Annotated in this window: 9 protein-coding genes and 2 pseudogenes; 5 read left to right on the top strand and 6 right to left on the bottom strand. The window is 40.4% G+C overall.

Translation table 11 applies throughout. From position 1 onward, the window contains the following. Nucleotides 1-101 precede the first annotated feature (101 nt). The 6 genes and pseudogenes from ACYTR8_RS05370 to yycF all read right to left on the bottom strand — a co-directional run bounded on the left by ACYTR8_RS05370 (nt 102) and on the right by yycF (nt 12,966). Nucleotides 102-4,733 (bottom strand): annotated as a pseudogene (locus ACYTR8_RS05370) (S8 family serine peptidase). 368 nt (nt 4,734-5,101) lie between these two features. Continuing rightward, nucleotides 5,102-8,647 (bottom strand): chromosome segregation protein SMC, encoded by a 3,546-nt coding sequence (gene smc, locus ACYTR8_RS05375; protein ID WP_479641796.1) that lies wholly within the window; start codon nt 8,645-8,647, stop codon nt 5,102-5,104. Beyond that, the gene (gene rnc, locus ACYTR8_RS05380) at nt 8,648-9,340 is read right to left on the bottom strand and encodes a ribonuclease III (RefSeq protein ID WP_003057240.1); all 693 of its coding nucleotides are present in this window, start codon (nt 9,338-9,340) and stop codon (nt 8,648-8,650) included. Nucleotides 9,341-10,097: 757 nt separating this feature from the next. After that, the gene (locus ACYTR8_RS05385) at nt 10,098-10,907 is read right to left on the bottom strand and encodes an MBL fold metallo-hydrolase (protein WP_479640633.1); all 810 of its coding nucleotides are present in this window, start codon (nt 10,905-10,907) and stop codon (nt 10,098-10,100) included. 3 nt (nt 10,908-10,910) lie between these two features. Then, on the bottom strand, nt 10,911-12,263 hold the full coding sequence (vicK, locus tag ACYTR8_RS05390) for a cell wall metabolism sensor histidine kinase VicK (RefSeq protein ID WP_003049953.1): 1,353 nt from the start codon (nt 12,261-12,263) through the stop codon (nt 10,911-10,913). Further along, nucleotides 12,256-12,966 (bottom strand): response regulator YycF, encoded by a 711-nt coding sequence (yycF, locus tag ACYTR8_RS05395; RefSeq protein ID WP_003049952.1) that lies wholly within the window; start codon nt 12,964-12,966, stop codon nt 12,256-12,258. Before yycF ends, vicK begins: the two co-directional genes overlap by 8 nt. Before the next feature lie 259 nt (nt 12,967-13,225). On the opposite strand from yycF, the gene ACYTR8_RS05400 reads away from it, so the two are divergent. The 5 genes and pseudogenes from ACYTR8_RS05400 to ACYTR8_RS05420 all read left to right on the top strand — a co-directional run. Beyond that, complete coding sequence (locus ACYTR8_RS05400; protein WP_479641797.1) at nt 13,226-14,020, top strand: amino acid ABC transporter ATP-binding protein; 795 nt, start codon at nt 13,226-13,228, stop codon at nt 14,018-14,020. Continuing rightward, complete coding sequence (locus ACYTR8_RS05405; RefSeq protein ID WP_269760471.1) at nt 14,020-14,820, top strand: transporter substrate-binding domain-containing protein; 801 nt, start codon at nt 14,020-14,022, stop codon at nt 14,818-14,820. The genes ACYTR8_RS05400 and ACYTR8_RS05405 overlap by 1 nt, the downstream gene beginning before the upstream one ends. A 13-nt stretch (nt 14,821-14,833) precedes the next feature. After that, nucleotides 14,834-15,535, top strand: a complete 702-nt coding sequence (locus ACYTR8_RS05410) for an amino acid ABC transporter permease (protein WP_111715704.1) — start codon at nt 14,834-14,836, stop codon at nt 15,533-15,535. A 14-nt stretch (nt 15,536-15,549) separates the two neighbouring features. Continuing rightward, nucleotides 15,550-16,197 carry an amino acid ABC transporter permease gene (locus ACYTR8_RS05415; protein WP_269760470.1) on the top strand — a complete coding sequence of 216 codons (648 nt, stop codon included), beginning with the start codon at nt 15,550-15,552 and terminating at the stop codon, nt 16,195-16,197. A gap of 120 nt (nt 16,198-16,317) precedes the next feature. After that, nucleotides 16,318-17,129 (top strand): annotated as a pseudogene (locus ACYTR8_RS05420) (IS3 family transposase); the annotation flags it as partial.

The following is a 17,129-nucleotide window of genomic DNA, read 5'->3' on the forward strand; positions in this document are numbered from 1 at the left end:
GTAACCAGAACTAACTCAAAAAAGCATGAGTTCGCTTTCCTCAACGGAAAACGAAGCCATGCTTTTTAAGTGACTTAACTGAGATAATCTAAGTGTTTGTATTAGTTCTTAGAGCGTTTGTAAGCTAGTGGGATAACCATTAATAGGCTGGCAAAACCTAAACTAATCAATAATAATTGAGGAGATTTATCACCTGTTTGTGGTAAGTGTTCTAGCTTCTTGTTGCTATTTACCACAGCTCGAGCGAGTGGCGTTTGAGGCTCATTGAGCAAGGCAAAGACCCTTTGGGCACGCTTCTGAGCAACCTCGCTTTCTCGTAAGTCTTTTTGACCCAGCAATATGGAATGAGGTGGGGCTTCTTGTGATTCTTCTGGTAACAGCTGTTCTTGTGGATAATAAGTGTTTTCTTGAGAAGACAGATTTCCTTGCCCATCTAAAGCTTTCTCTGCTGCTTTAATTTGAGCCAGAAGGGCATCCACTTCTGCTTGAGTAGCTCCTTGAGTTTCCAAGAGGTTTTGAACAGCTATCAACAAGTTGTCGTAAGCTTCTTTGCTAGACTAGCTTGCCATTTGATACTTGGCTGCGGTTTGTTTGAGATCCGATGCTTTGGTCACCATTTGACGGAGGGCAGTGTAATCTGTCTGATGCCCTAACACATGCTCTTTGGCAGTGAGCAGAGCTGCCAGAGCCTGTTCCACTTCTTCCTGACTCACCTTGGCTTTTTGAAGTAATGCTTTAGCAACTGCCAGTTGGTTTTGGTAGGTTTCCCTGTTCAATGGACTAGCATTTGTAAAGGATTGGCTGGCTATCACATTAGCTTCTTCAAGAATTTCATTACTCAAGGCAGTTAAATCTGTTACTTTACCATTTAGGGCTTGACGAGCTTTTACTAAAGTCGCAACAGCTTTATCAATGACCTCTTGTTTAGCTTTGTCTTTGAGTAAGACTTGGGCTTTCTCTAAACTAGTGAGGTAGGCTGTTTTCACATCAGTGCTAGCATTGTAAAAGACAGGATCTAAGATAAGATCGCTTTGATCTGCTAGAGTTGCTAACAAGGTTGTCTTATTAATTAGTGTTAATTTGGTAACATTTACCTCATCATCTAGAACGGAAACCACTAACTCATCAAGGTTTTCGAATACATCGTAACCAGTTGGTAATATTAAGGATAATTTGTAATCGCCAGTCGGCACAAATTTACCGTAATCTGTGCGTGAGTATTTCGCTCGTGGTAAATTAATGTCAGCCCCATTTTGATTAAGGAGATGTACAGACGATCCTTTTGGTAACTCTTTATCTATGTCAACAAGGTAAGAAGCCTTTGTTAAAATATCAACGGTAAAGACAACTTCTTTAACACTATCATCTTCAGAAAGGACCACCGTTGCACTTGGAGAGCTGATTAATTTTGCTCGCTCTTCATCGTACAAGAACAAATCAATGGTGTAGGTGCCAAATGGTAATTTAAGGGTATTGAGGTCTTGACCGTGATGTTCTTTGGCAATGACATTTCCCTTGTCATCTTTAACGGCATATGAAAACTCCAAGTTAATATTGCTATTGAGTTCTGGGCTAAAGATTTTCACGCTAACAAGCCCCTTATCATTTCCGACACTAACAAGGTCTTCTAAAGTCGCAAACACACGATTACCAGCGTAATCCTCTACCACATAATAAACACGGCTTAAATCCGTTGCATCTGCCGGCAACAGGAAGCTACCATCGGCTTCTTGAGGAATAAAGACCTTATTGTCTTGAACAAGGACACGAACTTCCCCATCTGGACGCAAAACCTCATTGTAATGCTCGTCTTGATTTTTGATTAAATAGAAAACCTGTTCTCTAAAAATGCCAGATTCACCGTGTTCAACGGCAAGACGCGCTTTAAAGAGGTGTTTTTCCTGATCATAGGTGGCAGTGGTCAAAGTTGGGGCCTGTCTGTCCAAAATGACATCAAAAACAGTTTCTTGTTTAGCAGCGCCCGGCACATCTGAATAATAGCTCAACACGTATTTGTAGCATCCATCTTCTAATGGGAGTCCATCTGTTGTTGTCCCTTGCCACTCTGTCCCGACTAAAAGAGTGGATTTAGGATTATCTGGATTGCTCCTATAATAATTTTTCTCTCCAAATTGTGCATCACTTGTCCATAATGGCGTAGTAAACGCTTTGTCATCTGCACGATAAACCTTAGCCCTCAAATTGTTAAAGTTCCGTAAAAAGACACCTTTTAGAACTAACGAATCTTGCTCTTGATCATTATTTGGAGAAATCACTAACTGTGGCTTGCCTTCTTTGTTCAATGCCAAGATAAAATTGCCGTCAGGGGATTGGTAAGTGCCTAAAACCTTCAAACTCACTGGACCGGTATCACCTGTTGAATAAATCTTATCTGCAGTAGTGGTCATCAAGGCAGTGTAGTTTTCCTCTTCTGGAATTTCTTTCGTTGCATCCGGAGCAAAATAGAAACCAGCTTCCTGATTGGCCACGATCTTATAAATTGGTTTTTCCAATACTGCTAGATTTTGGAAGGTTCCTTTAAAGCCAACATATGGTAGACTAACCACCTCGCCACCATCAACAGGGTCTGTAAATTGAACAAAAACTTCTAAGACATAGCCATTTGGCATAAGCTCATGTAATCTATGATGAAATTCGGAAACATCCATATCAATGGTAATGGTTTTGGTCTGACCTGCTTCTACACGGATAGTTCCTCCTTTGATAACAGCTAGTTGTTCGGGTGCTAGGGTGACAAAGCCCTCCTTAATCTGATCTGTATTCAAGTAAGTTTGATAAGTCAACTCTTTAGCAACGGGTCCAATATTATGGACCGTCACATCAAACTGGATGCGATTGTCAACATTTCCCAAAGTCACACTACCATAATCATCCTCACCACCTGTCAGGTAAAGTCCCGTTTGAATGGCTGCTGCAACATCTATGATACCCGCTCCTTGCTGACGAGGTGAGGTGAAAGCTTTTGTCTCTGGGTTAAGATGAGCTCTTGCTGTACTCATCAGTAAGTATTTAATGGTGGTTTCCATCTCGGCTTTTGGCATATTAGGATGCGTTTTCAATAAGTACTGTTTAACCAAGGCCGCAGCACCTGCCACATGGGGCGAAGCCATGCTGGTTCCGCTCATCATATCATACTCGTTATCATTAATAGAGGCGTAAATAGAACCTCCAGGAGCTGCTAAATCTGGTTTTAATTCCCCATCTGCAGTTAAGCCCCAACTTGAAAAGTCTGACAAGAGGCCAGCCTTAGGATTGGCTTGCTTCTCTTTCATATTGTTAAAGACAAGCTTATAGACTTGCTTCGCCAAGGCATCACCAAATTCTTTTTGGATAAAAATGGCTGGGATGGCACGTGCTGTTTCATCAAGCCCCATACTGATATTGGCTTCACCAGCCTTATTATTAAAAATAATCACTCCAGCAGCGTCATGCTTAATGGCATTGGCTACTTTTTCAGAAAAGGTAAGGTCTCCACGTTCAATCAAGGCAATCTTGTTCGTCAAGGTTTTATCAGCATAGTCCTTATCTTCACCCTTATTGACAAAGACCTAACTGTATTCTTTGTTTAAATCAAATGTTTTCTCACTCAATTGAGGATCGGCATAAGCAGCTAGTCCTTTATTGAGCGTGGTATCATTTTCTAATCCTTTAATCGTAAACACACGATTAACCAAACTGCTATTATTGTAGGAAGCTACCGAAATAGCTTCTCTGGCAGTTGACGAGCTCCCCACCAAACCATAATCGCGGTAAAGAGCTGATGGTTGAGAAGCACCACTACCAAAAGTGCCGTCGTTACCCGCTGCAATAACCACTGCAACTCCTGCTCGGCGTGCTTTTTCAATGGCTGCTGTCAAACGGTCATCAGTATTGATAAGTGAGCCATTAGCCCCTCCTAAGCTAAGATTAATACTATCTGCTCCTAGCTTAACGGCATCCTCAATAGATTTGACATAAAGGGCTGGTCCTGTTCCTTTTTTCAAGTCGGAAAAAACCCTCATAAACATCACTTGTGCTTCCGGAGCAACACCGTAGATTAGCTCACCAGTATCTTGCTTGGTTGGATTACCAGTTGCAATTCCTGTCACATGCATCCCATGAGATTCCCTATCAGCTTCTTTTAGATCTGTATTGACATCCACGTAGTTATACCCCAAAATAACCTTATTGTTATACCATTGGCCATAAGTAATCCCCGCTTTTTGCTTGGCTGCTTCTAATTCTTCTTGAGAGTGATACTTTGCTTGACTAACATCTGACAATTGAAGCACGTCATGTTGACTATCAAGTCCTGAATCAATCACAGCCACAACAGTTCCTTGACCTTTATAACCACTATCCCAAACCTGAGGAATACTAATAATCTCATTACTGTCGATGTTTTGAGGAGTGGCCTCTTTTTCACCAACAGCTAGACGATTTACTTCTTCTGCCAAAGGCTCACTGGAGCTAGGAGTTTCTGCCATGTTACTAGTGATAGACGTCGCCCCTCCCTGAGCGCTTGTATCAGCGCTAGAAGGCATAGCTTGAACGGTTGCAACGGAGGCTTCTTCTTTAACAATTGCTGCAATGGGAGAGGAGGAGGCTTCGTGGGCAGAAGCTGACTGAACAAGGCTTGCGACTGAACTGTCGTTTGTAACGGCATCTGCTGAGGCAGTTGTAACGCCACCCATGAAAAGCAGGGTTCCCAACAAAACAGACACAGCGCCTATTTTATATTTACGGAGAGAAAAACGTTATTTTGTGTTCATAAAAAACTCCTTTAGTTGTAATAAACTTGTTAAAAATAAAAAATAAAAACTTTCTGCAATTTTCTGAAAATTCATTCTTAATAATCATTATTTTCTAAAAAAGGATAGCATTCTTAAGCTTAACTAATAAGACATTACGTTCCTAAAGTGAAGCCTTCTCAACGTCACAAGAAAAAAATCACCCTCGCTCATGACCTACTCTACTCTTCACTCTTAAAATCAAAAAAATACCCTTAAGCAATTTCCTAGTTCGCTCAAAGGTATCTTTCTTTTAAAATGATAGTGCCTAGCCCTCTTGGCTGGGTACTATTAACTTTAGGTAATTAATGTTATGACAAGTAAGTCAGGTTTTGAGAATCTTTCAGTTTCACAGAAACGACCTTAGATACCCCCGACTCCTGCATGGTAATCCCATAAATACTATCAGCTGCAGCCATTGTTCCTTTACGATGGGTCACGACAATAAACTGACTGTCCTTATCAAAGCGGTTCAAGTAATCACCAAAGCGTTTAACATTAGCTTCATCTAGTGCAGCTTCTACCTCGTCCAGAATGACAAAAGGGATGGTTTTAACACGGATAATGGCAAATAACAAGGCAAGTGCAGACAAGGCTTTTTCCCCACCCGACATTAGATTAAGAGATTGGATTTTCTTACCAGGTGGTTGGACAGAAATCTCCACACCAGCAGATAAGAGGTCTGTTTCTGTTAAGACCAAATCTGCAGAACCCCCACCAAACATCTGGGTAAAGGTTTCCTTAAAACTATCTCGAATAGCTTCAAAGGTGACTTTGAAGCGTGCTTTTACTTCACTATCCATGCTGCCAATTGTTTCCAACAAGAGATTTTTAGCCTTCATAAGGTCAGCTTTTTGACCATTTAGGAAAGTCAAGCGCTCATGCACTTCTTCATACTGGGCAATGGCGTCACTATTAATGGGTCCTAATGCGCGTATAGCTTTTTGTAAGCTCTGAAGTTCTTCTCTGGCAGCTGGCAACTGTTCGATACTGTTGGCAGCCAGCTTTGCTTCTTCCAAAGACATTTGAAAGTCTTCTGACAGACTTTTAGCATAGGTACGTAATCGATTTGCAACCTGTTCTAGGCTAGCTTCTAATTGAGTTTGACGACGAATAAAGGCCTCGTTCTTCTCACCTTCTTTGGTCATCTGCTCGGCCAATTCTTCTAATCGAGCCTCATAGTCCTCTATTTCAAATCGTAATTGGACTAAGCGCTCTTGCGATGCCGTCTTATGCTGCAAAGCATCCTGTAATTGTTCTTCCCACTGCGGCAATTGTTGGATACTATCTTGGCTAACATGACTGGTCAAGATATTCTCAAGATTGGTAATGTCTTGCTGACATTGCTGTAATTGTGCTTTTAGACGAGATTGATTGGCCTGCTCAAATTTCTTCTCATTGAGCAAATCTCTTTCCTCCAAACGGCGCTGAGACAGGACTTGACTAAGCTGGTCCGTCTTTTGCTTGATTAAGTCCTTGTTTTCCTTGATATTACCAATATCATGGGTCAAATCAGCCTTCTTCTTAGTAATCCTAGCCAGAGCATCTTCGATACGGCTTTGCTCTGCTATCAAAGCATGATCCGAAGTATTTTCCTGACGTTCACTAAGCGCCTGTAACAAGGCCTGCGAATCATCTTGTTTTTCTTTTAGTTGCTGGTAAGCCATCTGAGCTTTTTGTTCAGCTAAACGTGCCTGCTCGCCAGACAGTTTTAGTTGAGTTAATTCTTCTTTTTTGACCGCTACATCTCTCTGTAAAGCAGCGACATCTTTCTCAGCCGCTCTGAGTTGTTCGTTCAGTTGCGCTAAATCCCTATCAACTTGCTCTAATTCTGGCTTGATAAAGGTGGTGTTATTCTGTCGATTAGCACCGCCAGAAAAAGACCCACCCGGACGCAATTCTGTGCCGTCTAGGGTAACAATTCTCACCTTATAACCAAGTAGACGTGCGGCATGATTAGCTTGATCGATGGTTTCAAAAATAGCGGTGCTGGCTAATAAGTTTTGAACAATTGCTGACAGCTTGGCATCGTAGCGTACAAGGGACTCAGCAGTGCCTAAATAACCGTCACAAGTGACCAATTGGCGTTGGTGATTTTCTGATAAGGAACGTGCCTTAATAGTGGTCAATGGTAAGAAGGTCGCTCGACCCTGTCGATTCCTTTTCAAGTAGGCAATAGCTCTTTTGGCAGCAGCTTCATCTGCCACAATAATGTGTTGGCTGCTAGCTCCAAGAGCAACCTCAAGAGCCGTTTGATAGCCTGTATCAAAGGAAAGGTGCTCACTAACTGCCCCTAAAATCCCACCAAGTTGTTTGGCAGCTTGAAGCACAGCTCTAACACCGGCATAAAATTGACTATGACTCCTCTGAATAGCTTCCAGACTGGCTTGTCTGGCTTCCTTAGCTTTTTTCTGATCTAGTAAATCAAATAACCGGCTCTGTTCTGCTCGATATCGGCCTTCCAAATGGCTAATGTCTTGCTCACTGGTTTGATAACTTTGAAGTAGCGTTTTGACCTGCTCACTTTGGGCCTTGTAACCTTCTTCTGCTTCTTGACAAGCCTGAGTGAGACTATCAGTCTTGGCGATAAGGTCTTGATATTCTTGAGCCTGATTTTGGCGATCTTGATTTTCTTTTTCCAGTTGTGCTTTTAAGGCTGTTAGTTGATTGGAAAGTTCTGCTTCTTGTTGCATCAAGCCTACAAATTCTTCACGCAATTGTTCAATCAATTGATCTGGATCACTTGAAAAGCGGTCCAATTCTTGAGTCAAGCTCGCTAAATGGTCAGCCACATCTTCCAGTTGCTGATCGAGGGCTTTCAAATGCTTAGCACGTTGGCTTTCTTCCGCTTTAAAACCTTGTAGCTGGTCTTGTAACTGGTCCAGCCGCTGCTTGGCTTCTGCCTTTTTTTCTGCTTTTTGGCTACTTTCTAGCTTGATCAATTCAATTTGTTTTTCCAAATCAGAAATCAACTTGGTCAATTCTAACAAATTCGTTTGAGTTTGATCAGACTCATGACTAAGCGATTGACGCTTTTGCTTGAGCTGTTGATAATCTGCTTCCATGCTCTGACGATTGGCATAATAAGTAGCTAAATCTTGCTTCACGCTTTCTAAAGCAGCTCTGTCGTCACTTTGCTTCGCTTGATCCAGCGTAATATCTGTTACTAAGATATCAAGTTGCAATTGTTTTCGGCTAGCATCTAAATCAAGGAACTTCTGAGCCACCTTGGCTTGCTTTTCCAGAGGAACGAGCTGGTTGTCTAACTCGTAAATAATATCATCAAGACGGTCCAGATTATCCTGTGTTTGGTTCAGTTTGCTTTGCGTTTCTTTTTTGCGGGTCTTGTATTTTAGAACGCCCGCTGCCTCTTCAAAAATAGCTCGTCTTTCTTCTGGCTTACTGTTAAAAATTTCCTCAACACGCCCTTGGGAAATAATAGAGAAAGAATCACGACCAAGCCCTGTATCCATAAACAAATCGTGGATATCACGAAGTCGTACTTTACGACCATCAATCAAGTAATCACTATCCCCATTACGGTAGATATGCCTTTCAATCCGAATCACTTCTTTGGCCTCTTTAATGAAGTGGTCAGAGTTATCAAGAACCACCGCTACCTGAGCATAGTTTAAGGGGCTCCGATTTTCAGTCCCTGCAAAGATAACATCAGGCATTTTGCCACCACGGAGACTTTTAGCGCTTGATTCACCTAAGGCCCAACGTAGGCTTTCTGTGATATTGCTTTTTCCTGATCCATTTGGACCAACCACCGCGGTCACTCCCTTATCAAACTCAATCTTAGTCTTGTCTGCAAAGGACTTAAAGCCTTGCATTTCAATTTCTTTTAAAAACATTTAGACCTCACTCAGTTGGACTAGGGCATTTTTAGCAGCATCTTGCTCTGCCATTTTTTTAGACTTGCCCAACCCCTTACTAAGAACCTCTTCATTGACAAAGACAGCCACTTCAAACTGTTTAGCATGGGCAGGGCCTTTCTCACTAATTACTTGGTAATCTATAGCAATGTCTCCCTTTGACTGCAAGAGTTCTTGAAGGCAGGTCTTATAGTCTTTGACCTTTTCAAAATTCCCTTTCTCAACTTGTGGAATCATGACCTGCTGCAAGAAACGACGAACTTCATCAACCCCTTTATCTAGGAGAAGAGCGCCTAAAAAGGCTTCAAATAAGTCTCCCAAAATAGTGTCACGATTGCGGCCACCAGATTTCTCCTCGCCTTTCCCAAGTTTGATATAGGTATCAAAGGAACAAAAACGTGAAAAGCCAGCCAAACTCTCCTCACGAACAATCATAGAACGTAGCTTGGACATGTCACCTTCTGTTTTTTTAGGGTATTTGGCAAATAAATATTCTGAGATGATTAATTGCAGAACAGCGTCTCCTAAAAATTCCAAACGTTCATTATGTGAAATGTTTAGGAGGCGATGCTCATTGGCATAAGATGTATGGGTAAAGGCCGTTTCTAATAAGGTGTGGTCTTCAAAACAAATGTCAAAAGACGCTGCCAGTAACTCTTCAAGCTTTTTCATAAAAAACCCCTTTCATTTTGTCATAGACCTTATTAGTATACCAAAAATCCACCTAGAAAACTGGTTCTAAATGGATTTTTCTAATAAATTTAAACCTTTTGACAAGAGATTTGAAGCATCATTCGACTCAATAATAAAGCTGGAAGTGTAATCATCATGCTAGAAATAATGATTTAACACTAATAGAATAACTATATGTTGTAACATCCAGACTAGATAATAGGACAAAGTAGAAATATTCTTGTAAAGAGAAAGAACTTCTTATTTCCCATTCTCTCTTGTTTGTATCGACTTAAAGATAATATAAACAAGATAGCCTATCATGAATGCAAATTAGCTCAGCATAAGGAAACCATTTTTAAAAATACTCATGTTACCACGACTCACGATAGCTAATAATACATTTATAACAAGTATGATAACTGAAAGGACGAGAACTTTTCTATCTTTCACCGCTAGCTCCAATCTAAACTTTTATTAATAATTACATTGCTATATGACTTTTTAGATGTCACCGATAACTTTTAATAAGTTGTATAATAAATGATATATTCTCAATCATAATTACTTTAACTCGTTTGAAAGGTATTACAGTTATGGTTACTTTTTAAAGTCAGTATCTTTATCAAATAGAAAACTATATCAAAGAGTTAAATTCTAAAAACATTACTCTTTAAGTCATCAAAAAAGTAGCCCTGACTGGTATATTAGCAATCAGGGCTACTTTTCGTATTCTTTTTTATTTTAGCATCTTTTCTTAAATATCCGTCAAAGGGCAGGCTGTATCTGGGGAAGTGTCATGAACAGTAAAGTCTGTACCTACCGCTAAATCTGCCATGGCTAATTGGTTCACCATGGTCATGTGAGCCAACTCTTTGATGTTATTTTCTTTACTCAAATGGCCCAAATAGATTTTTTTGGTCTTATGCCCTAAACTTCTAATCATAGCTCCAGCGCCATCTTCATTTGACAAATGGCCCATGTCTGACAAAATGCGTTGTTTTAAACTCCAAGGGTAAGAACCCGACCGTAAAATTTCAATGTCATGATTGGATTCAATCAAGTAGCCATCTGCATTTTCAATAATACCTGACATCCGGTCGCTGACATAACCTGTATCAGTCAGCATCACAAACGATTTGTTGTCTTTCATGATACGGTAAAACTGAGGATCAACCGCATCGTGACTAACGCCAAAACTTTCAATGTCAACATCTCCAAATGTCAACATCTTATCTCTTTGGAAAATATGTTTTTGGGAGGCATCAAGCTTCCCGAGCATATTACGCTCATCCATCAACTGCCATGTTTTTTCGTTGGCATAAACATCCAAATGGTACTTGCGAGCCATCACTCCCACTCCCTTGATATGATCTGAATGTTCATGTGTAATCAAAATAGCATCTAAATCTTCAGGCTTGCGGTCAATTTCAGCAAGGAGACTGGTGATTTTCTTACCAGTCAACCCCGCGTCAATTAATAATCGCTTTTTAGGTGTTTCTAAATAAAAACAATTGCCTGTGGATCCGGATGCTAAAATACTGTATTTAAAACCACTTTCAATCATTAATTAATCTATGTCATCCTCCCACTCTTCGTAAATGGCAGCATCTTTTTCATATGGCAAGACGATGGTAAAGGTTGATCCTTTGCCATAATCACTCTTCGCCCAAATAAACCCGTGATGCTGCTTAATAATTTCTTTGGCAATGGCAAGCCCTAGACCAGTTCCACCTTGAGCACGGCTTCTTGCCTTGTCCACACGGTAAAAACGGTCAAAAATAAGGGGCAGATCCTTCTTCGGAATGCCTAAACCTTGGTCTGAGATGGAAATAATCAATTGCGTGTCTGTTGTTTTCATGCGAACAGTGATTTTCCCACCATCAGGAGAGTATTTAATCGCGTTGTTTAGGATATTTTCAATAACCTGCGTCATCTTATCATTATCAATTTCCAGCCAAACAGAAGTAATCGGATAGTCTCTCACAATTTCATAAACCTTGCCAGTACCGGTGTGCTGGTTTTTAACTAGGTCAAATCGGTTCAGGATAGACGTCATAAAAGCTGTAAAATTGGTCATCTCGACAGATAACTGAGTTACTTGGTTATCAATGCGAGACAAGTTTAAAAGATCGGAAATCATTCGCATCATCCGATTGGTTTCATCAAGAGAAACCTTGATAAAACTTGGGGCAATATCTTCCTTGAGGGCACCTTCGTCAAGAGCCTCCAAGTAGGATTTTACCGATGTCAAAGGAGTTCTCAACTCATGACTCACATTCGAAACAAACAACCGGCGTTCACGTTCTTCCTTTTCCTGTTCTGTAGTGTCATGGAGCACCACAACCAAACCAGAAATAAAACCACTTTCTCGTCTGTTTAAGGCGAAGCGTAAACGTAATGTCACAAACTCACCCATGTCATTGCGACTATTGACCGTCACAACAGGCGTTTTGGAAACCAATTCACGATAGGTATAGGGGGTATCTCCCTCCAACAAATCGGTAATATTCTTTTCAAGGGCCTGCTCCTTGGTCAGATTGAGCTGCTTGCGGGCAGTCTCATTAATCATGATGATTTTCCCAGAACGGTCTGTGGCAAGTACGCCATCTGACATATAGGCCAGAATGCTGGCCAAGCGATTTTTTTCCTGGGCAAGATTCTCATGGGTTAAGCGAAATACGTCTGAGAGATCGTTTAACTGATCTGCCAGTTCCATCAATTCAATGTCCGCCTTCTCATTAATCATGTCGGTATAACGGCCATTAATCAGGTCTCTGATTTTATGGCTCATCATTCGAATAATACGGGCATTTCGGTAATCACGCACCGCTAAGTGAATAAAATAAAAGGCAACAAAAACAAGTAATAAGAGAATCGCTAATTCAAAAGCGGATAAGTTTCCAATGATATCTCTAGTCATAAGATTTCATGTAGTACCCAACACCGCGTCTCGTTAAAATATATTCGGGACGGCTTGGTGTGTCTTCAATTTTTTCACGCAGACGACGAACCGTCACGTCAACAGTACGGACATCGCCAAAGTAATCATAGCCCCAAACCGTCTCAAGCAAGTGCTCTCGTGTCATCACTTGACCCATATGATTGGCCAGGTGGTGTAATAATTCAAATTCACGATGGGTTAATTCCACTTCTTTGCCATGTTTTTTAGCCACAAAAGCATCTGGTAAAATTTGTAAATTACCAATGGTTAACTCTTGTGAACCTGAAGAAGCATTTTCCTCTGCTACGGCTGTTTCGATCGTTTCTGTTCGACGTAAATGAGCCTTGACACGCGCTAATAGTTCACGATTTGAAAAGGGTTTGGTAACATAATCATCTGCCCCAATTTCAAGACCAATGACCTTGTCAAACTCACTATCCTTAGCCGACAGCATAATAATCGGCACATGACTGGTTTTACGGATTTCTTTAGCCACTTCAAGACCGTCCAATTCCGGTAACATCAAATCAAGAATAATTAAATCCGGTTTTTCGTCTTCAAACACGGTAACAGCTTCACGGCCATCAAAAGCGGTCACAATGTCATAACCTTCTTTTGTCAAGTTAAACTTAATAATGTCAGAAATCGGTTTTTCATCATCCACAATCAGTATTTTTTTCATGTTTATACCTCAGAAAGTTTTTGTAATCGTCATTACAGTTTGTATCTCAAAGCCATTAGCTAAAAGGCACAGACTTATCTTCCTATATTTATTTCTATCTGATTATATCAAAAATTCCATCTAATTGACAACGGCAACCCTTTTTCTCTCAAATCTCCCTACTGACCTTTCCATTTTCTAATGATGTTGACAGTTAAGGAAAGCTGTGATAAACTATTTTTACTTTTATGTAAGAAAACTTAACACAAAGGAGATTACCATGACACTTGTTACATTTACGTCTGTGGAAAAATACTATGGGGAATACCATGCGTTGAAAAATATTAACCTCACCATCGAACGAGGACAAGTTGTTGTTCTGCTAGGTCCTTCTGGATCTGGAAAATCGACTTTAATTAGAACCATAAACGCTCTTGAAAGCATTGAGACTGGAAGCCTTGTTGTCAATAACATTGAAGTTGCCAATGCTGGTTCGAAAGAATTGGTAGCGCTTCGACAAAAAGTAGGGATGGTTTTCCAACATTTTAATCTCTATCCTCACAAAACGGTGTCAGAAAATATAACATTAGCACCAATGAAAGTCTTAAACGTATCTCGTGAGGAAGCGGAAAAAACAGCGGAAAAATACCTCACCTTTGTAAACATGTGGGATCGCAAAGACGCTTATCCGTCAATGCTCTCAGGAGGACAAAAACAGCGAATTGCTATCGCCAGAGGATTGGCCATGAATCCTGATTTACTCCTTTTCGATGAACCTACTTCTGCTCTTGATCCTGAAACCATTGGTGATGTGTTAGCAGTCATGCAAAACCTTGCTGCCGAAGGAATGAACATGATTGTGGTAACCCACGAAATGGGATTTGCAAAAGAAGTCGCCGATCGCATCATCTTCATGGCAGACGGCGAAATATTAGAAGATACTACCGATGTCGAAGGCTTTTTCAATCATCCTAAGGAACCTCGTGCCCAACAATTTTTGAGCAAAATGATTAACCATACAAGTGATTCCGTAGTCACCACAAAACAGAAAAAACACGGTAAAGGAGCTTGCTAATGAAAAAGTATTCTCTGTTAGTTCTCTGTTTTTTGCTGACACTGATTTGCCCTAGTTTAAGCCAGGCAAGCGAGTTGACAACCCCTAACATCTTAAAACAAATTACTAAGAAAGGGCAACTCCGTATCGGTGTCAAACAAGACGTCCCTAATTTCGGGTATTATCATCCTAAGCACCGTCAGTTTGAAGGAATGGAAATTGATATTGCCAAAAAAATTGCTAAAGCTTTGAACGTTAAGCCTCAGTTTACTGCTGTAACTGCTCAAACTCGAGAAGCCTTACTAGATAATCAACAGTTAGATATGATTATTGCCACTTATACTATTACACCTGAACGCCAAAAGCAATATGCCTTCTCTAACCCTTATTATTTAGATGAAATTGGTTTCTTAGTCAAAAAATCCGATGCAATCACATCCATTAAGGAGCTCGATCAAAAAACAATTGGAGTGGCCCAAGGATCAACCACTAAAAATGCTATTGAAGAATATGGTAAAGCTCACGACTTATCCTTTTCATTTGTCCAGTTGGGTTCTTATCCTGAACTCGCCATCTCACTGTACGCCAATCGCATCGCTAGTTTTAGTGTGGATAAATCCATTTTATCAGGTTACACCAATCAAAAAACAACTATCTTAACCGAAGGGTTTAATCAACAAGCCTACGGAGTTGCTACGACAAAATCAAACAAAGCCTTGATTACCCGTATCAATAAATTGCTTGCGCAATGGCAAAAAGATGGAAGCCTTGCTAAGATTTATCGTAAGCATGGATTGACACCTGCCACAAGAAAACCATAAGAAAGGAGAAGCCATGACTTTATTAACAACTACGAGTTCAGTTGCCTTACCTCAGTGGACAGCTTTTTTTAACCACTTTCCACTATTTCTTAAGGCATTCCTTTATACGCTAGGCGTTTCTTTAGCAGCGCTTTTGTTAGCTATGGTGCTCGGTGTGATAATAGGTGGTCTTTCCACCGCTAAGCAAAAAGGAAGCCGTGTCGTCGCAAGAATATATGTCGAGTTTTATCAAAACACACCCTTATTGGTTCAAGTCGTCTTTATGTATTATGGTCTTGCTATCATCTCTAAAGGCTTCATCATGCCATCTGCTTTTCTGACTACTGTCTGTTGTGTAGGCCTTTATCACGCGGCTTACATTGCAGAAGTCATCCGCTCTGGTATCGAAGCTGTTCCTAAAGGACAAACCGAAGCGGCCTTATCTCAAGGATTTACACGTCTACAAACCATGTCTCTGATTATCATCCCTCAGGCGGTGAGAACTATTTTACCGCCTTTAACAAACCAAGTGGTTAACCTAATCAAAAACACTTCTATCGTTGCTATTATCTCAGGAGCAGACCTTATGTTTACTGCTAAAGTATGGGCTTATGACACGACTTATTATGTATCCGCGTTTGCAGGAGCTGCCTTTTTATACTTTATTCTCTGCTTTCCTATCGCCATCTTTGGACGTCGGCAAGAAGAGCGTAACAAAGAAACTTATTCTCTTTAGAAAGGAGACCATGTATGTCACCCTTATTAACTTACTCCAATCTCCTTTTCTTGCTAGAAGGGTTGGGCTTAACTCTCTTTATTTCTCTAGTCGTTATTATCTTATCAACCTTGTTTGGAACACTTCTAGCGGTGATGCGTAATAGCCACTCCAAGCCACTTGGTCTGATTGCTAGCATTTATATTGAATTTGTCAGAAATGTGCCCAATTTGTTGTGGATTTTTATCATTTTTTTAGTGTTTAAAATGGAATCCATCTCTGCGGGAATCACTGCCTTTACAGTCTTTACGTCTGCTGCCCTAGCTGAAATCATTCGAGGAGGGTTAAATGCCGTTAATCATGGGCAGACGGAAGCTGGTTTATCTCAAGGATTTACCCATTTTCAGGTGTTCCGCTTAATTATTTTTCCCCAAGCTTTCCGGAAAATGCTCCCAGCGATTATTTCCCAGTTTGTCACTGTTATTAAAGACACTTCCTTGCTCTACTCTGTTCTTGCTATTCAAGAGCTCTTTGGCAATAGTCAAATTTTAATGGGCCGCTATTTTGAACCAAAGGACGTTTTTCTTCTCTATGGCATAGTAGCCGGGCTTTATTTTCTAATTAATATGTCTATTTCCCAGTTCTCTAGAACCCTGGCTAAAAAATGGGCTCAAGCCAACTAAATATAAAATAGAAGAGATAATGAACTGCACCCCAAAAGTTTGACAACAAATCTAACTTTTGGGGTGGACTTGGTATAATAAAGTAGACACAAAATTAAGTGGAAACGAGGAAAAGTCATTATGCCAAGAAAAACCTTTGATAAAGCCTTCAAACTCTCTGCTGTAAAACTCAACCTTGAGGAAGAGCAGTCTGTAAAAATGGTTAGTTCAACTTTAGAAATTCATCCCAATAGTCTTTATCGATGGATTCAAGAATATGAAAAATATGGAGAAAGTGCGTTCACAGGACACGGGAGCGCACTTCGTCATGCTCAATTTGAGATAAAAAAACTTGAAAAAGAGAACAAACTGCTACAGGAGGAATTAGCTCTTCTAAAAAAGTTCCAGGTCTTCTTGAAGCCAAACCGGAAATAAAATTTCGGTTTCTGAAGGAAAATAGTGTTAGCTTGAATATTCATCACGCCTGTCAAACTCTTCAAGTTTCCCATTCAGGTTTCTATGCTTATTTAAAACGTCGTCCATCTTCAAGGCATGTTGAGAATGAAGCTTTGAAGGAAATGATTAAAGCCATTTTCTATGAACATAAAGAGCGTTACGGAAGTGTACGAATTACCCAAGAACTTCGTAGACGTGGCATGCATGTCAATCATAAACGTGTTGGTAGACTCCTTCATCAGTTAGGTCTCTATGCTAAAGGAAGTCGATATAAATATAAATACTATAACCGTCGACGTTCTTCATTAACTCGTCCCAATCTTGTTAATCAATGTTTCCAAGCGACTGGTAAGAATAAATTATGTCTAGGAGACTTAACCTATATCCCTACACAAGAAGGAATACTTTATTTATCTGTCTTTATAGACGTTTATAGTAGAAAGATTGTTGGTTGGGCAATGGGCCGACGTATGCAAGACAAGTTGGTAACAGAGGCT

Source organism: Streptococcus sp. F2 (genome assembly GCF_056500955.1).

Bases quoted from the DNA above. Each gene is read 5' to 3' on its own strand.
- smc (WP_479641796.1), bottom strand. From the start codon at position 8,647: ATGTTTTTAAAAGAAATTGAAATGCAAGGCTTTAAGTCCTTTGCAGAC.
- rnc (WP_003057240.1), bottom strand. From the start codon at position 9,340: ATGAAAAAGCTTGAAGAGTTACTGGCAGCGTCTTTTGACATTTGTTTT.
- ACYTR8_RS05385 (WP_479640633.1), bottom strand. From the start codon at position 10,907: ATGATTGAAAGTGGTTTTAAATACAGTATTTTAGCATCCGGATCCACA.
- vicK (WP_003049953.1), bottom strand. From the start codon at position 12,263: ATGACTAGAGATATCATTGGAAACTTATCCGCTTTTGAATTAGCGATT.
- yycF (WP_003049952.1), bottom strand. From the start codon at position 12,966: ATGAAAAAAATACTGATTGTGGATGATGAAAAACCGATTTCTGACATT.
- ACYTR8_RS05400 (WP_479641797.1), top strand. From the start codon at position 13,226: ATGACACTTGTTACATTTACGTCTGTGGAAAAATACTATGGGGAATAC.
- ACYTR8_RS05405 (WP_269760471.1), top strand. From the start codon at position 14,020: ATGAAAAAGTATTCTCTGTTAGTTCTCTGTTTTTTGCTGACACTGATT.
- ACYTR8_RS05410 (WP_111715704.1), top strand. From the start codon at position 14,834: ATGACTTTATTAACAACTACGAGTTCAGTTGCCTTACCTCAGTGGACA.
- ACYTR8_RS05415 (WP_269760470.1), top strand. From the start codon at position 15,550: ATGTCACCCTTATTAACTTACTCCAATCTCCTTTTCTTGCTAGAAGGG.